The organism is Nitratireductor sp. OM-1 (genome assembly GCF_003296175.1).
GTDB lineage: Bacteria > Pseudomonadota > Alphaproteobacteria > Rhizobiales > Rhizobiaceae > Nitratireductor > Nitratireductor aquimarinus.
The window spans coordinates 234,493-251,228 of sequence record NZ_CP029209.1 but is presented as its reverse complement, the minus strand read 5'-3'; the positions used below and the strand labels follow the sequence as shown (position 1 = coordinate 251,228).

13 protein-coding genes are annotated in these 16,736 nt (G+C 59.7%); 2 read left to right on the top strand and 11 right to left on the bottom strand.

What is annotated here, in order from left to right; genetic code table 11:
- Nucleotides 1-39 precede the first annotated feature (39 nt).
- From DEJ54_RS20245 to DEJ54_RS20220, 6 genes are all read right to left on the bottom strand, one after another.
- Entirely contained in the window at nt 40-1,017 is a 978-nt protein-coding gene (locus DEJ54_RS20245) for an ABC transporter permease (RefSeq protein ID WP_113156579.1), read from the bottom strand.
- Between the two features lie 69 nt (nt 1,018-1,086).
- Entirely contained in the window at nt 1,087-2,685 is a 1,599-nt protein-coding gene (locus DEJ54_RS20240) for an ABC transporter substrate-binding protein (protein ID WP_113156578.1), read from the bottom strand.
- A 656-nt stretch (nt 2,686-3,341) separates the two neighbouring features.
- A complete protein-coding gene (locus DEJ54_RS20235; RefSeq protein ID WP_245447846.1) occupies nt 3,342-4,085 on the bottom strand; it encodes a GntR family transcriptional regulator in 744 nt (247 codons plus the stop codon).
- A 4-nt stretch (nt 4,086-4,089) separates the two neighbouring features.
- Nucleotides 4,090-5,616, bottom strand: a complete 1,527-nt coding sequence (locus tag DEJ54_RS20230; RefSeq protein ID WP_113156576.1) for a tripartite tricarboxylate transporter permease — start codon at nt 5,614-5,616, stop codon at nt 4,090-4,092.
- A gap of 12 nt (nt 5,617-5,628) precedes the next feature.
- On the bottom strand, nt 5,629-6,078 hold the full coding sequence (locus DEJ54_RS20225; protein WP_113156575.1) for a tripartite tricarboxylate transporter TctB family protein: 450 nt from the start codon (nt 6,076-6,078) through the stop codon (nt 5,629-5,631).
- Nucleotides 6,079-6,151: 73 nt separating this feature from the next.
- On the bottom strand, nt 6,152-7,135 hold the full coding sequence (locus tag DEJ54_RS20220; RefSeq protein ID WP_113156574.1) for a tripartite tricarboxylate transporter substrate binding protein: 984 nt from the start codon (nt 7,133-7,135) through the stop codon (nt 6,152-6,154).
- 116 nt (nt 7,136-7,251) lie between these two features.
- Between DEJ54_RS20220 and DEJ54_RS20215 the strand changes: the two genes are divergently transcribed.
- Both DEJ54_RS20215 and DEJ54_RS20210 read left to right on the top strand, forming a co-directional pair.
- Nucleotides 7,252-8,961 carry an IlvD/Edd family dehydratase gene (locus tag DEJ54_RS20215; RefSeq protein WP_113156573.1) on the top strand — a complete coding sequence of 570 codons (1,710 nt, stop codon included), beginning with the start codon at nt 7,252-7,254 and terminating at the stop codon, nt 8,959-8,961.
- Between the two features lie 200 nt (nt 8,962-9,161).
- Nucleotides 9,162-10,070, top strand: coding sequence for an NAD(P)-dependent oxidoreductase (locus DEJ54_RS20210; RefSeq protein ID WP_113156572.1), 909 nt, complete (start codon nt 9,162-9,164; stop codon nt 10,068-10,070).
- A gap of 191 nt (nt 10,071-10,261) precedes the next feature.
- Here DEJ54_RS20210 and DEJ54_RS20205 read toward each other — a convergent pair whose 3' ends face one another.
- The 5 genes from DEJ54_RS20205 to DEJ54_RS20185 all read right to left on the bottom strand — a co-directional run bounded on the left by DEJ54_RS20205 (nt 10,262) and on the right by DEJ54_RS20185 (nt 16,691).
- Nucleotides 10,262-11,041 carry a FadR/GntR family transcriptional regulator gene (locus DEJ54_RS20205; RefSeq protein WP_113156571.1) on the bottom strand — a complete coding sequence of 260 codons (780 nt, stop codon included), beginning with the start codon at nt 11,039-11,041 and terminating at the stop codon, nt 10,262-10,264.
- Complete coding sequence (locus DEJ54_RS20200; protein ID WP_113156570.1) at nt 11,034-12,026, bottom strand: ABC transporter ATP-binding protein; 993 nt, start codon at nt 12,024-12,026, stop codon at nt 11,034-11,036. Before DEJ54_RS20200 ends, DEJ54_RS20205 begins: the two co-directional genes overlap by 8 nt.
- Entirely contained in the window at nt 12,019-13,956 is a 1,938-nt protein-coding gene (locus DEJ54_RS20195) for a dipeptide/oligopeptide/nickel ABC transporter permease/ATP-binding protein (RefSeq protein WP_113156569.1), read from the bottom strand. The genes DEJ54_RS20200 and DEJ54_RS20195 overlap by 8 nt, the downstream gene beginning before the upstream one ends.
- Nucleotides 13,956-14,900 carry an ABC transporter permease gene (locus tag DEJ54_RS20190; RefSeq protein ID WP_113156568.1) on the bottom strand — a complete coding sequence of 315 codons (945 nt, stop codon included), beginning with the start codon at nt 14,898-14,900 and terminating at the stop codon, nt 13,956-13,958. Before DEJ54_RS20190 ends, DEJ54_RS20195 begins: the two co-directional genes overlap by 1 nt.
- A 234-nt stretch (nt 14,901-15,134) precedes the next feature.
- Nucleotides 15,135-16,691 carry an ABC transporter substrate-binding protein gene (locus tag DEJ54_RS20185; protein WP_113156567.1) on the bottom strand — a complete coding sequence of 519 codons (1,557 nt, stop codon included), beginning with the start codon at nt 16,689-16,691 and terminating at the stop codon, nt 15,135-15,137.
- Nucleotides 16,692-16,736 lie beyond the last annotated feature (45 nt).

Sequence of the window (16,736 nt, the reverse complement as noted above, 5' to 3'; positions counted from 1 at the left end):
GCCGCAATGGAGCGAAAGTCTCTCTCAGAGCCGGGGACATCATGCCAGTCGCACCCTCGGATCAAGGGTCGAATAGAGGATGTCGACCAACAGATTCAGAAACACCACGAAAGCCGCCATGATGAGGAAGCAGGCCTGCGCCAGCGGAAAATCAGACGTGCGCACGGCGTTGAGTATTTCGCGCCCCAGGCCAGGCCACGAGAAGACCACCTCCACAACGACCTGCCCGCCGGCGGCAAGTCCGATGGTGACTGCAAGCTGTGTCACCACCGGGAGGAGCGCATTGCGGGCCGCGTGGCGATACAGCACCGTACGTTCCCGCAGTCCCTTTGCGCGCGCCATCTCGATGAAGTCTTCTCCATAGACCTCAAGCATGGTGTTGCGCATGATCAGCAGAGGGGAGCCCAGATAGAAGAGCGCCACGATCATCGCCGGCAGTATGAGGTGGTGCAGGAAATCCAGAGTCAGGATTTTGTCCCAAAAGCCCGTCGCTTCATATGGAAGCGTGCGCATCCCCGATGTCGGCAACCATTCAAGCCAGACGCCGAACACGAGGATCGCGATCATGCCCGTCCAGAACATCGGGGCTGAGCGGAACATCAGCCCCAGGAAAATACCGAGAGAATCCGCGCTGGTCCCGCGTCGCCAGGACAGCCAGGCGCCCAACGGCACGCCCACTCCATAGGCAAGAAAGATCGCCGCCAGCATCAGAACCAGCGTGTTGCCCAGCCGCTCCCAGATGATCTCCGCAACCGGCGCGCGGTAGTGGAATGACATTCCGAAGTCGCCGGTAGCGGCATTCTGCAGGAAGATCATATATTGCTGCCACAAGGGCTTATCCAAGCCGAATTGTTGGCGAACCTGCGCACGCTGCTCGGGGTTTAGCCCCTCGGATACCAGAGCCGTTGTCGGGTCAGGTAACCCCACACGAAACAGAAAGAACAAGAGAGTCGCGATAATGAACAGGGCCAGAAGCGCCTGTAGAAAGCGACGTAAAAGATAGCCGCGGCTGTGCATGGGAAATCCTGCAAGCGTGAGAGACCGCCATGGCCGGAACGCCATGGCGGAACAATGGAGTGATTGCGCTTACTTCTGGAGTTTTCCGTCGTCAGACCACGTGTAGCCAGCAGCTTCCAGTGCGGCCCGAGCCGCCTCTGGATCATGTTCGAACCGTTCCGTGAACGGGTTGTGCCAGAAGCTGTTCACCGGAGCGATCACGCCGGATCCAACCTCGCCTCGCCCATCCAAAAGCACGTTGACGATGCGTTCGCGATCGACCGCCTGGGTTAGTGCACGCCTGAACTCAACATCATCGAAATGTGGCTCTCTCAGATTGTAGGTCAGGTGATAATAGCCAAAGTCCGGCACCGACACGACATTCAGGTCCGTGTTCTCCTCGGCCAAGGGGATCTGCCCCGCCTCCATGCGCCAGGCGGTTACGTCAATCTGGCCGGTCTGAATGGCCGTGAAGACGCCTTCGCTGTCGGCAAAAATCTGAAATTCGATCGCATCGACCGCGATTTCATCCGCATGGAAGTGATCCGGGTTCTTGTCGAGCTTCATGAACTCACCCGGCGAATACTGGTTGAATTTGAACGGCCCCGAGCCAACAGTGGGGATGTCGGCCGGGGCCAACTCCATCGGGTTTTCGATCTTTTCCCAGATGTGCTTGGGCAGGATCGAAATCTGGCTAAGCGTAATCGACGTGAAAGGCGCGGAAGGCTCGCTCAGATTGAAACGAACTGTCAGCGGATCAATGACCTCCACAGTATCCAGCGCGGTCAGATAGCTGTTGAAATAGCCGTAGTCCGAACCGACCAGATAGTCGAATGAGAATTTCACGTCTTCGGCAGTGACAGGCTCACCGTCGTGGAAGGTAAGCCCTTCACGCAGCTTGACCTCAATTGTCGTCTCGTCAACGCTGGTAATGGATTCAGCCATCCAGTTCTGCGCCTCAACTTCAGGCGTCAGGCGAACAAGACGGTCATAGTACAGCCGCATCCATTTCCAGGCCCATACCGTGTTGGCGAGCATGGGATTGATGTTATCAGGCGACTGTGGCCCGCCGTAGCGCAGGGTCTTTCGCTCGGTAAGTGGCTTTGCCTGCATCGGGACCCACTCGGAATAGAGGGCTTCGCCGGGCATGGCATTCATGTTCTCAAAGGTTTTATTGTTATACGCGACGACTTCATCGCGTTGAAAGAGGACCACCAACGGGGCGTCAGGCGCGGCGATTTCTTGCAAGCGGTGGACAATCTCCTGCCGTTTTGCCTGATCAAACTCCCTGGATTGCTGCTCAAACAGCCGGTCGTACTCTGCGTTCTCATAACCACCGGGGTTGTTGGCGCCCATTACCGCGTTCTCGCTGTAAAGAGTGCCGAGAAAGAACTGCGGATCCAGGCGAGCCACTCGACCAGACCAGCCGGCGATAACCACGGAGAAATCCTGCTGATCGTAAAACTTGTTCAGCAGGGTTGAGAACTCTGTCGGAGAAACCGTGACGTCCAGCCCCAACTCCCGCCAGGCATCGGCAATGATGTAGGCGCCCTCATAGCGGATCGGATCATAGGCTTCCGTGGTCGTCAGAATTTCGATTGGAGGCACCGCCTGCTGAGCATGGGCGATAACCGGAGATCCGAGCGTAAGGCAAAGCGCCAATCGGCCGGCAGTTGCGATATCCAACATCTTGTTCCCCTTGGTGTTTCTTATACACACACGATGCGGTGTGTTTTTTGGTTGTTAGAGATCAACCCGCCGGAGAAACGTTGCTCGGCGGATCAGTTCGTATCTGGAGTGTGTGATAGAGATCGTTCAGACGAGTAGGCGCGCACCAATCAAACTTGGAAAGGTCCGCCGTTTTCGGCATTCAAAGCTGAATTATTAATTGGATATTTATCTATGAATCTATGCTTTGTAAAAACACAATTGAATTATGATTATTTATTAATTTCATTTTCAAAACCAAACCCTCCAATAGAAAAAACAATTGAATGAAAAAAATAAAATTGCACAATGGCGTGAAAACACCATTACTATAATACAATTCTTTACACTTCGACTCGCTTCCGGGCAGTTCATCCGCAAGAGGCCGAAGCGTCATTGCCGACCGGAATATGTTGTCATTGATGGCAGTTTAAGCAGCCGAGCGGCAATCATCGCCTGTGATTGAGGAAAACAGCTTGCAGAACCGGTCCGCCCCAGCGGATGCTGCCAACCCACGTTCTCTCAGGACAATCGGCGCACCAGACGCCGCATCCGATCAATCCCCCAAACATCAGGCGGAACCTTTCAAAACCAGCACCGTCACATTTCGTGACAGAGCTGAAAAATCCGCCCTGATCTTATCCGAACCGCATATTCCACATTCTTATGTAGTGTTTTTTGCAAGGCTCAAGGTGCTCGCGGCAAAGACGGATCAGCGTTTCGCGATCCTGCGCCCGGAGAGCCTCGACCATCTCAAAGTGAGCCTGCGCGGCCCAGTTGAGATTCTCTTTATCCTTGATCAGAACAGAACGGTAACCGTGAGACTTCTGAGCCAATCCCCGAATGGTCTGGAAAAGCACCTTGTTGCTGCATAGAGAAAACAGCGCTTCATGAAAAACCAGATTGCTGCGGAAGGCCCCGCGCAGGTCGCCATCACGAACCGCAGCCGCGTGCTGTTCTTGCAGCGCCGAGAGATTGTCGAGCGCTTCCTCTGGAAGTGGCAATGGGATCAGGGATGCGGCGTGACACTCCAGCAGCTCGCGGGTGAGATGCAGTTCCTCCACCTCGCGTGCCGCGAACATTTTGACCATGGTGCCGCGGTTGCGCACGCGCTCCACCAGTTCCAGCCGCTCGAGCTCCATCAGCGCGCTGCGGACGATGTGACGCTTGACGCCAAGCCGCTCACTTTGATCTTCCTCAACGATACGCTCTCTAGGCTGCAGCACCCCGAAGACAATGTCTTCCTCAAGCTGCGCAGTAACAGCCTCTATCAACGAGGCGTTTGAGACGTTCGGCGACGCGGACAGGTCCACGTCACGGGAGAAGTCGCTAGCCAATCCTTGCATCGTTGTTCCTGCTTCCAACCAGAAAATTCCTTTCATCCAGCTATTCGGTCGACGCTGGCTTGCCGCCCGCAAGCGTCTTGAGCCGTGCGAGTGTGCGACCCAGAACGGGAGTCGACTGCAAGATCGAGAGCATCGCGATAACCAGCAGTATCGCAGCAATCGGGCTCCTGAGGAAGACGGTCCATTCACCCTGCCCGATCAGCAGGCTCTGCTGCAGACTGTTGTCCATGACCGGACCGAGAATGAGACCGATCACCAGCGGCGGGGTCGGGATGCCAACCTCGTTGAAGATCCATCCGAGCAGGCCAAAGCCGAGCATCAGCCAGACATCGAAGAAAGAATTGTTGATGGCGAAAGCACCGATTACGGACATGACGATGATGACCGGAGCAAGAACACGGTCGGGGATCCGCGTGACGGTGACACAGATGCGTGTGAACAGGATGCCGACCACGAACAGCGCGACATTTGCCATCAGCACCGCCCAGAGAAGCGTATAAGTCACCTCTCCATGCTCACTGAGGAGGTTCGGTCCGGGCAGAATGCCATGCACCATCAGGCCACCCATCAGAACTGCCGTGGCTGAAGAGCCTGGAATGCCAAGGGCGATGGTTGGCACCAATGCGCCACCGACAACTGCGTTGTTGGCGGCCTCGGGGGCGACGACACCAGCTGGTTCGCCTTTGCCGAAATTCTCTTTGTCTGGAGAAAAGCGTTTAGCCTCGTTATAGGCGAACCATGACGCGGTATCGCCGCCAGTGCCCGGAATCAGGCCGGTGACGATACCGATTGCTCCAGAGCGCAGGCTGTTCGGCAGCAGCGCGAAGAGCTCGCGTAGAGACGGCAGCATCCGATCAGTGATCTTGGAAACGCGCTCGGACCCGTCATTGCCGGGCTTGGTGATCAACTGGATGGCTTGTGGAACGGAGAACAGGCCTATCAAAGCAACGGTAAAGGGGATACCGCCAAAAAGGTTCAGCTGGTTGAACGTGAAACGCGCCGTGCCAGTCGTCGGGTCCATACCGACAGTACCGAGCAGGAGCCCCATGGCTCCGGCGAGCAATCCGAGCGTGGTTGAGCCCTGTGACAGCGACCCGATCATCGTAATGCCCAGGACCGAGACGGCAAAGATCTCCACCGGGCCGAAATTCAAAACGACCTTGCCCAGCAGTGGCGCGATCGTAAGCAGTGCGACGGATGACATGACGCCACCAATCAGCGATGCCGTCAGGGACAGGCCGAGAGCCTTGCCTGCCTGTCCACGCTGCGCCATTGGATAACCATCGACCACCGTCGCGGCGGCGGAAGGTGTTCCCGGCGTGCGCAACAGGATCGCGGCGATTGATCCGCCATACATCGCAGCGAGGTAAAGTGAGGCCAGCATGGAAATGCCGGTACTCACATCCATCGAAAATGTCATCGGCAACAGCAGCGCAATGGCCATCGTGGCCGAGAGACCGGGCATCGACCCAACTGTCAGGCCAATCATCACACCAACGGTAATGGCAAGCAGGTTGACTGGTTCCAGAACATTGAGGAGCCCGGTCAGAACGGCTGTATCTGTCATCTTTCTTTCTCCTCAGACGCTTGGGAAGAGCGGAACTGGCAGTTCCAGGAACCAGATAAACAGAACCCAGATCATCCCGGTCACAGAGAGAACGGTTGCAGCGATACCGACCGGGCCAACGGGCCGGAGTATTGCCAGCGGTAAGAACAGCATCAAAGGTGTCGCCACGAGATAGCCCAGCCACCTGATCGAGCTGATATAGGCTGCGATGAGCAGCACGAAGGCCACGCCAACCCCGACCGCTCGCCAGCGCGGCCCCGCCCGCTGCTGCGGTTGTGCTGAACCACCCCTTTCACGCCAGATTGCAGGCACAGACTGCGCCAGGCCCAGCACCCCGAAAATGATCGTGACAGAGGCGAGCAGCTGAGGAAGGTAGCGTGCTTCAGGAGGATAACTCTCTGCAGCAATCAGCATGTAGGTCGCGATGCCGATAATCGCGAAAACAACCAGCGCGCGCGCCATGGCAATTCCCTTGAACCGTTTTGATTGGAGCTTTCACGGGGCCAGGAGCCCCGTGAAAGCGAGCAGGGCCTGCCTACTGTCTCTGCTCCTGCACGGATGCCCAGATTTCGGCGTACTCGGCCTCCTGCGCCTGAAGGAATGCCGTGAAGTCATCGCCAAACATGGGGTCGAGCGTCATTGCCTGCTTTTCAGCAGCGGCAAGAAACTCCGGATCCTGCATGATGGTCCGGAACGCTTCGATCAGCTGCTCGCGCGCCTCTTTCGGGAACCCTTTGGGAATGCCGTAGCCGCGGGAAGAGCCGCCACTGACATCGTAGCCCAACTCCTTCGCCGTCGGCACGTCAGGCAGCTGGGGCAGACGCTCTTCAGTGAAGACGACGAGGGGGCGAAGGTTGCCCTCGACGATCTGCGGGTAGGTAATGCCGAGATTGTTGAAGCTAACGTCGACTTTCCCGCCCATAGCGGCCGTCCACGAAGGACCGTCACCTTTGAAGGGGACTTTCTGGAACTTTACATCAGCGCTGTTCTCGATTGCGATAGACGTGAAAAAGTCATCGCCCCCAAGCCCGGAATTGGCCACCGTGATGGTCGATGGATTGGCGCGCGCAGCCGCAATCAGGTCTTCGAACGTCTGGTACGGGCTGTCAGCAGCCACTACCGCCAGTCCCGGATCGGTGACGACATTGGCAATGAACTCGAGATCAGCGATGGAGTAGCTGATCGCGTCGTTCATGATGTAGTTCGTCGTCAGCATCGGCGTATTCACGATCGCGATCGTCGCGCCGTCAGGTTTCACCTGATGAGCCAGCTGCGTCCAGGCGATGGCCCCGGTGGCGCCCGGCTGATACTGGTTCACGAAATGCGCTCCACCAAGAGCTTCGGCCAGATAGGGCTGTACCAACTGCGCAAGAACGTCGGATCCACCCCCCGGCGAAAACCCCATTAGTACCGTCACACGGTCGCCCGGGCTGTAGAACGGCTCCTCAGCTGCGGCAGCCCCAGCTGCCAGCAACGCCGCAGCACAAACCATCGTGCGAATTCGAAATTGTCGATTCATCGAAATGTCTCCCTTTGGACCAACGCCTCTCCCCGGCGCTGAAAATTAGGGTAGACAAGCAGTGACGATGTTGTCAAATATATTGTTAACAATCCTGTTGCCGCTAAGGGAGTATCATGACATCTGCTCAAAAAGGTATGCGTAAAGGGCTTACGAACTATGGCGATTCCGGGTTCTCGCTGTTCCTGCGCAAGGCGTTCATCAAGGGCATGGGGTATAGCGACGATGCGCTCGACCGCCCCATTATCGGCATCGTCAACACCTCAAGCGGCTACAACGCCTGCCACGCGAACGTCCCGGACCTGATCGAGGCAGTCAAACGCGGTGTCATGCTATCGGGCGGATTGCCCATCCCCTTTCCCACGATCTCGATTCATGAGGCGTTTTCTCATCCAACCAGCATGTATCTCCGCAACCTCATGTCCATCGACACCGAGGAGCTCATTCGAGCTCAGCCGATGGATGCGGTGGTGCTGATCGGCGGTTGCGACAAAACTGTACCTGCACAGCTGATGGGGGCCGCAAGCGCCGGCGTGCCGGCGGTTCAGCTTGTTACCGGTCCGATGCTGACTGGCAGCCATCGTGGTGAGCGGGTCGGCGCCTGCACCGATTGTCGCCGCTTCTGGGGACGCTACCGGGCAGCCGAGATCGATGACACTGAAATCGCTGAGGTGAACAACCAGCTGGTGCCGGGCGGCGGAACCTGTGGCGTGATGGGCACCGCCAGCACAATGGCCCTGGTAACTGAAGCGCTGGGCATGATGCTTCCCGGTGGCGCAACGCCGCCAGCAGTTTCTGCAGACCGTCGGCGTATCGCAGAGTCGACGGGGCAGTGCGCCGTTGAGCTCGCTGCGACCCGCCGCACCCCTGAGAAGATCATGACGCCGGAAGCATTCCGCAACGCGCTCATCGTGCTGCTGGCCATTGGCGGTTCGACGAATGCGATCATTCACCTGACCGCAGTCGCCGGTCGTCTCGGCATCCCGATTGACCTAACTGAATTCGATAATCTCAGCAGGCAGGTGTCAGTCCTGGTCGATCTAAAGCCTTCTGGTCAGAATTATATGGAGGATCTGCACGATGCCGGCGGCCTTACAACAATCCTTCGTGAACTGCGCCCGCATCTCAACCTAGACTGCCTCACCGTGACGGGACGGACCCTGGGCGAGGAGCTTGAGGCCGCCCGGCCCGCGTGGAAGCAGGATATCGTCGCCTCGGCCAAGGCACCGCTTTACCCTCAGGGTGGCATGGCTGTACTGCGCGGCAACCTTGCTCCTGGCGGCGCCATCATCAAACAGTCTGCGGCAAGCCCCGATCTTCTCAACCATCGCGGTCGGGCAGTCGTCTTCTCGTCGCTCGAAGACATGGCGACACGGCTTGATGATCCCGATCTGGATGTCGAGGCCAATGACGTCATCGTCCTGCAGAACGCCGGCCCGAAGGGTGCGCCGGGAATGCCCGAAGCAGGCTATATCCCGATCCCCCGCAAGCTTGCCGAGCGAGGGGTCAAGGACATGGTTCGCATCTCCGACGCACGCATGAGCGGCACTGCCAGCGGCACGATCGTCCTGCATATCTCTCCTGAAGCCGCCATTGGCGGCCCGCTCGGGCTGGTGCGTGACGGTGACATGATCGAGCTGAACGTCAGTGAGCGCCGGATCGAACTTCTGGTGGACGAGGCCACACTCGCCGAGCGCCGAAAATCCTTCACCGCACCGGTGCATGAAGGGGCCAAGCGAGGCTATATGAACCTTTATCTCAACACCGTTCTTCAGGCAGAAGAGGGTTGCGATTTCGACTTCCTGCGAGCGGACGGCAAGTCGTAAGGAAAGGGCAAAAGCGCAGCTCGGCAAGCAGACATCGCTGAGATTTTCTGCTGGCGAGCCGCCATGCGCCGAGGCGTCGCGGGTTTCATCCGCGACGAATCTGAAAGCTTCAGTCTCTCACCGTATCTGCAGCCAGCCAACTGTAAACAGCCAGGTGAACAGATCGGCTCGCCCGTATCGTCATATAATGGAGTGTAAGTATGACACAGAAACTGGGTTTCATCGGACTTGGCGCAATGGGCCTGTCGATGGCAAAGCATCTTGCTTGCAAGAGGTCTTCGGAGGAGCAGCAGCTGGTCGTTCTCGATATCGACGCCTCCCGCTTTTCCGAATTCGATGGTGATCCGCACGTGCGCGCTACAACCATCAATTCGGATTTTCAGGACGTCCAGTTCCTTTTTCTGTGTTTGCCAGACGGTGATGTTGTCGAAGACGTTCTGTTTGGTGAGGACGGTGTAGCCAGTTACCTCGCTTCAGATGCAACCGTCGTTGATCTCAGCACCACCGCGCACGGAAAATCGCTGGAGATCGGCCATCGACTGGCGGATCAGGGCATCAAGTTCCTCGACGCCCCGGTATCCGGCGCCCCTGCAGGCGCTGCCGCCGGCACCCTTACCATCATGTGCGGTGGTGATGTGACCACGTTTGAGGCTGCACAAAGCTATCTCGACCGAATGGGAAAGACGGTTCTGCACATGGGGCCTGCAGGTTCGGGCCAGCTAACCAAAACGTTCAATAACGTCATTTATGACATCAACATTGCCGCCCTGGCAGAGATCTTGCCTATCGCAATCTCAATGGAGCTGGATCCAGACAAGTTTGCGGAAGTCGTGACAACCGGAACGAGCCGCAGTTACGCCTCCGAGTATTTCGTGCCGCGTATCCTCAAACGCCTGTTTGATGAAGGCTACCCGCTGGGCAAGGCATACAAGGATCTCGTCAGCGTCGCGGCAGTCGGAGCGGAGGGAGCGTATCCGCTGCCGCTGACCGCTGCCGCTACGGCCATCTATCAGAACGCCCTGCGGCAGGGACATGGCGACAAGGACAAAGGTGCAATGATCCTGCCAGTCGAAGATCTACTCAATGTGAAATACACCACGAAAAGCTGAGAGCTAACGGCAGGTGACGAGATGGCGCTGTCCTTGCTCGCCGGACCACACGCCCCAAGATCGTCTCTGCCTTCGGACCGGCCTGTGCGATACCTTGATCTGGCTTGCTGAGCGTTGTGCTGCTCGCGGCGCTCAGCAGCCAGAACGAAGGAGGAGTTCGTCCGGGTAGGACTGAGACGGGGGTGGACCTGCTATCCCTTCCGGCGAATTTCGGCCCGTTCCAGCATGTAGCACTCCGCTGCTTCCATGTGGTCGCGCATGATCTGCGCGGCCCGCTCGCCGTCGCCGGCCTTGATCGCCCGCATCAGGCTGATCTGATAATGCAGGCCCGCCTCGCGCAGCGCCGGGTTCGGCTCCTTGTAGATCGCCCGGCATACGGTCATGTCGCGCAGAAGGCTGACAAGGAAAATGCAATTGAAGCCGAGCAGCGCGTTTTCTGCGTGGCGCGCCAGCTCGACGTGAAAGTCGAGTTCGGCGAGACGCTGCCGGTATTCCTCTTCCGCCGTCTCCGGTTCCGCCTCATAGAGTCGGATCTTGGCCTGCAGCGCGGTGAACGCCTCGGGCGAAAGACGCCCGGCGACACTCGCTGCAAGCTGCGGTTCAAGAACCTTGCGGATCGCATAGATCTCCGCGATGGACGGTGGCTTGAACAGGAAGAGATTGTCGAGCAGCCGGATTGCCTGATCGGCGCCGACAGTGGAGACAAACACGCCGCCGCCCGGTCCAGTCTTGCTGACAACGAGCCCCTGAAACTCAAGTATCTTCTGGGCTTCGCGCAGTGTCCCGCGTGACGCTTCCTGCGTTTCCGGCAACAGCCATTCATGCGGGATGCGGTCGCCGGGTCGGAGCCCGTGCGTGACGATCATCTCGCGTATGCGGTCGGCGATGATGTCCGGTCGCTTGCGGCGTTTGAGCACCGTTGAAAGCTGCGACGCCTCTGGAGCCGGTGGCGGACTGCTGCGGTCAGGCATCCTCATTCTCTTTGACGGGGTGATGGCACGCCGCCATGTGCCCCGGATGACCGGGCGCGGCCTCGAGTGGTGGTTGCTCCGATTTGCATCGGTCGGTTCCGCGCGGGCAACGGGCAAAGAACGCACAGCCCTGCGGTGGATCATACGGATCCGGCAATTCTGTATTCGCATCTTCCGGGATGAGCGACCGCTTTCCCGGAACCGGTGCCGATTTCAACAGAAGATGCGTATAGGGATGCCGTGGTGCCGAAAAGATGCGCTCTGACGCGCCCAGTTCGGCAAGCCGGCCGAAATAGAGCACCGCCACCCGGTCACTGACGCTTTCGATCACCGAAAGATCGTGACTGATGAAGACATAGGTGAGGCCGAACGTCTTCTTGAGGTCGTCGAGGATGTTCAGAACCTGCGCCTGCACCGAGACGTCAAGCGCGGAAACCGGCTCATCAAGGACGATCAGTTCGGGGTCGGCGGCCAGCGCACGGGCGATGCCGATACGCTGTGCCTGCCCGCCTGAAAACTCGTGCGGATAGCGCTCCAGAAACTCCGGCGCGAGATTGACCGCCTCCATCAGCTCGCGCAGGCGCTTTTCGCGCGCCCCGCGGTCCAGTCCGAGCAGGTGTTTGAGCGGCGCTTCCAGAATGGTGCGGATCGTCTTGCGCGGATTGAGCGATGCGACGGGATCCTGAAAGACATACTGCACGCGCTGCGCAAGCTTCTGCGGATCGCGTCTGGCTTCGGCAACCAGATCCATCCCGTCGAAGGTGATCGCACCGCTGGTGGGCGTATCGAGACCGACGATCAGACGCGCGAGTGTGGACTTGCCGCAGCCAGATTCCCCGACAATGCCGAGCGTCTCGCCCCTGCGCACATCGAACGATATGCCCTGCACCGCATGCACCGCCGGCAGGGATTTTCCGAACAATGTGCGGCCACCGCCAAAGACCCGCTCCGCAGTGTCGATTTCCAGAAGGGGCGTGTCAGTCATCGGCGGTCTCCCCGGTCAGTGGGTAGAGGCAGCGCACGGCCTGCGTATCGCCAAGGCTGGAAAGTGCGATGTGCCCCCTGCGGCAATCGGGCTTCACCCGGGGGCAGCGTGCTGCGAAGGCACAGCCCGGCGGCAGATCGTTGACCACCGGCGGGCGCCCCTCGATCGCGTCGAGCCTCCGGCCGGGCTCGCCCAGAACCGGCACGCAGTCGATCAGCTTGCGGGTGTAGGGATGCGCCGGCGCATTGAGCACCTCTTCCGTCGTGCCCGTTTCGACGATGCGTCCCGCATACATGACGGCAACCCGGTCGCAGACGGCCGACACGACCCCGAAATCATGGGTGATGAACAGGATCGCCGCATTGCTTTCCCGCCTCAGCGTGTCCATCAGCGAGAGGATCTGCGCCTGCACGGTCACGTCCAGCGCCGTTGTCGGCTCGTCGGCGATGATGATCTTGGCGTCATTGGCGAGCGCCATGGCAATGCAGACGCGCTGCCGCATGCCGCCGGAAAGCTCATGCGGATAGACCTTCAGTCGCTCCGCCGGATTGGTGATGCGCACCAGACGCAGCAGCTCCTCGGCGCGCGCATCCGCCTCCGACCGCCGGATCGGCCGGTGCGCCATGATCGCCTCCGTAAGCTGGTCACCAATGGTGAACAGCGGGTGCAGGGTGGACAGCGGGTCCTGAAACACATGGGAGACATCCGCGCCGCGCAACGCGCGGATGCGCTCATCGCTGACGGCGAAAAGATCTTCACCGTCGAGCCAGGCGGCCCCGCCCGTGATGCGGCCGGGCGGTGTCGGCACCAGCCCCATGAGCGACATGGCCGTCACCGATTTGCCCGAACCGGATTCACCGACAATGCCAAGGCATTCGCCCTGCTTCAGGTGCAGATCGATGCCGCCCACCGCGCGATAGACGTCGCCGCCGATGTGAAACTCCGTGTTCAGATCCGCCACTTCCAAAACGCTGTCGCCATGGGTCCGGGTTTCGGGCACCGTACGGCGCTCAACGGCTGTGCGGGCCACGGGCCGCGTGAGCGCACCCGATTTCAGCCGCGGGTCGAGCACGTCACGCACGCCATCGCCCAGCAGATTGATGCTCATGACCAGCGCAAAAATCATCAGGCCGGGAATGATCGACACATGCGGCGCGGTGAAGAGGATCTTGCGGCCCTCGCCCAGCATTGAGCCGAGATCGGCCTGCGGCGGCTGCGCGCCGAGCCCGAGGAAGGACAGGCCGGCCGTTTCGAGGATCATCCAGCCAATGGTGGTCGACATGGTGATGATGATCACCGGCAGCACGTTGGGCAGGATCTCGCCAAACAGAATGCCCGCATTCGACTTGCCCGAAAGACGCGCTGCATCGACGAATTCGCGCCGCGACAGGCCGATGGTGATGCCGCGAATGTTGCGCGCGAAGAAAGGGATGTTCACCACAGCGATGGCGTAGAGCGCATTGAGCAGACCCGGCCCGAGCGCTGCCACGATGGCGAGTGCCAGCAGAATGTAAGGAAACGCCATCACCATGTCGATGCCGCGCATCAGGAAGGCGTCCACGCGCCCGCCCGCATAGCCTGCAACAAGCCCGATGAGCGAACCGAAGAAGGCGGCGATCAGCGTGGCCGAGATGCCCACGGCAAGGCTGACGCGCGTGCCCCAGACAAGCCGCGAGAGGATATCGCGCCCGAGCGCATCCGTGCCAAGCAGGTGCCCTTCTGTGAGCGGGCGCAACAGCCTGTCGGCAGGCGCTGTCGCGTCAGGGTCGGGCAGCGGCAGGAGCGGCGCCAGAAGCGCGGCCGCGATGATCAACACCAGCAGCACCAGCCCGGAAGCCGCAAGCGTGTTGTTGAGAAGCAGACGGATCGGACCGGGGCGGCCTGCCCCGCGCGCCCTTCCCTTCGCTGCGGTGGAAACGGCTTCACTCATCAGCGCAACCTCGGATCAAGAAGCGTCTGCACCACATCGGCGGCCAGATTGAAGAGAACATAGGCGGCGGCCACCACCAGAACACCGCCCTGCACCAGAAGCAGATCGCGGGTGGAAATGGCGTTAACCAGCATCGAACCGATGCCCGGCCACTGGAACACGGTTTCGATATAGACCGCACCGCCGAGCACGAACCCGGCCTGAATGCCGATCACCGGAATGACGCTGACAAGTGCGGCCTTGAAGGCGTGACGGTAAATCACGCGCCTTTCGCTCAGCCCCTTGGCGCGCGCGGTGCGAATGTAGTCCTGCCGCAGCACTTCAAGCATGGCCGTGCGGGTCAGCCGGGCGATAACGCCGGTGGCGACGACCGCCAGCGTCAGCGCCGGCAAAAACAGGTGGTGAAGCAGGTCCGGCAGATCGCCGCCACCATAAATGGCGTACATGCCACTGGCGGGGAACAGCCGGATCTTGACGGCGAACGCCAGGATGAGAAGCAGGCCGAGCCAGAAGGACGGTATCGAAATGCCGATCAGCACCAGAACGGTGATCACCTTGTCTGCCAGGCCATACTGGCGCACGGCCGAGACGACGCCCGCCAGAAGCCCAAGGATCGAGCACAGCACCAGCGCCGTGCCGGCCAGGATCAGCGTGGCCGAGAAACGCTCAAGCACCTCGTCCAGCACCGGTCGGTTGAGCGCATAGGAGCGTCCGAGATCGCCCTGAAGAAGGTTCCCGAGCCAGATCAGATATTGCTGGGGCAGTGGCTTGTCGAGGCCGAGATCGGCATTGATCCTGGCCACGTTCTCCGGCGTCGCATAGGAACCGAGAATGGCCGTTGCCGGGTCGCCGGGGATCATCGCCATGATCAGGAAGACGATGATCGAAAGTCCGAACAGGACAGGGATGGCGGCAAGGAGGCGCTTGGCTATGTAGGCTGCCATGGCTGGGGCCTCGTTTCAGATTCGGTTATGGGCGCGGTTCGCCTTTGGTCCGGTGCCCTGCATGCCACCCTCGCCCTTCGCCTTTCGACAAGCTCAAGAGGCTCGGGATGAGGGCTGTGGATGCGCAGTGCGTCGTTTGAACATCTTGCATGTGCGCCGTCGCCCCACCCTCATCCTGAGCCTCTTGAGCTTGTCGAAAGGCGAAGGACGAGGGCGGGAACCACGTCCACACCCCTAGGGCTTGGCCACGTCCTGCAGCATGAGGAAGAAGGACGGCTGGAGCTTGAAGTTCTCGACATTCGCGCCGGTCATCGCATTCTGCTTCCAGTTGGCGACGAAGACCCACGGTGCGTCGTCCTGAACGATCTCCTGCATCTCCTTGTAGAGCGCAGCGCGTTCGTCCTGATCGGTTGAGGTGCGGGCCTTGTTCAGCAGTTCATCCACCTTCTCATTGGCGTAGTAGCCGGAGTTGAACCCGCCCTTTTCGGGCCAGGCTTCCGAGCGCAGCGCCAGGAAGGGCAGCGTGTCCGGCGAGTTGGTCATCCATGCCATTTCGGCCATGTCCGCCTTGCCTTCGAGGCCCGGATTCACCTTTCCAAGGAACGTGTTCCACTCATAGGTCTCGATGTTGACCTTCATGCCCACGGCCTGCAGATCGGCCTGAATGGCCGTGCCCATGGCGATGGGGTCGAGCATGCCCGAGCCGCCCTCGGTGACGTAGAAGGTCAGTTCCTCACCACCATAACCGGCCTCTTCCAGAAGCTGTCGGGCCTTGTCCGGATCATAGGGATAGGGCTGCAGCTCTTCATTGTAGGCCCATGCGAAGGCCGGCGGCGTCGGGCCCGCGGCCACGTCTGCCGTGCCCTGCAGGATGTTCTCGACCAGCGCCTTCTTGTTGATGGCGTAATTGGCAGCCTGACGCACCGCCTTTTCGGTGAACGGCCCCTCCTTCATGTTGAGGATGAGGAACCAGACATGCGGGCCCGCCTGCTCGTAAACGCTGAAATTCGCGTCATCGCGGAACTGCTGCAGGCTGTCCGGCGGCACCTCCACCATCACGTCCAGACCACCGGAGAGCATTTCGGCAATGCGGGTGTTGGTGTCGGTAATCGGACGGTAGATCACGGCCTCGAGCGGCGGCGCGCCATCCCAATAGTCTTCGTTGCGTGTAATGACGACGCGGGAATTGGCCTGCCATTCCTCGAACCTGAAGGCCCCGGTTCCGACCGGGTTGCGGCCGTAGTCCTTGCCGTGTTCCTTCACCGCCTCGGGCGAAACGATCAGGCCTGTCGGATAGGACAGGTTCGACAGGAAGGGCGCGAAAGGCTCTTTCAGCGTGAACTCGACAGTCAGGTCGTCCACCGCCTTCACCGCGTCCACAGACGAGAAATAGAAGGCGAGCGGGAACGGTCCCGTGTCGTGATAGGGGTGATCTTCGTTCAGCATGCGGTCGAAGTTGAACTTCACCGCTTCCGCGTTAAGCGGCGTGCCGTCATGAAACGTCACCCCTTCGCGCAGCTTGAAGGTGTAGGTGATCCCGTCATCGGAAATCTCCCAGCTCTCCGCCAGCGCCGGTTCCGGCTCCAGCGTGCCGTCCTTGTAACGGGTCAGGCCGTCATAGACGTTCATCAGGATGCGGAAATCGTTCACGGCTGTCACCGCATGGGGATCAAGCGACTTCGGCTCCGCGATCTGCCCCACAACCAGAACGTTGGGCGGGGTCTGCGCAAAAACCGGCGACGCGAAGAACATCGTACCGGCAGTCATGGCGGCTGCAATCAGTTTCCTCATGGAGGTTCCTCCCTCTGTTGCCCATAATTAATCCTAACAATCTAT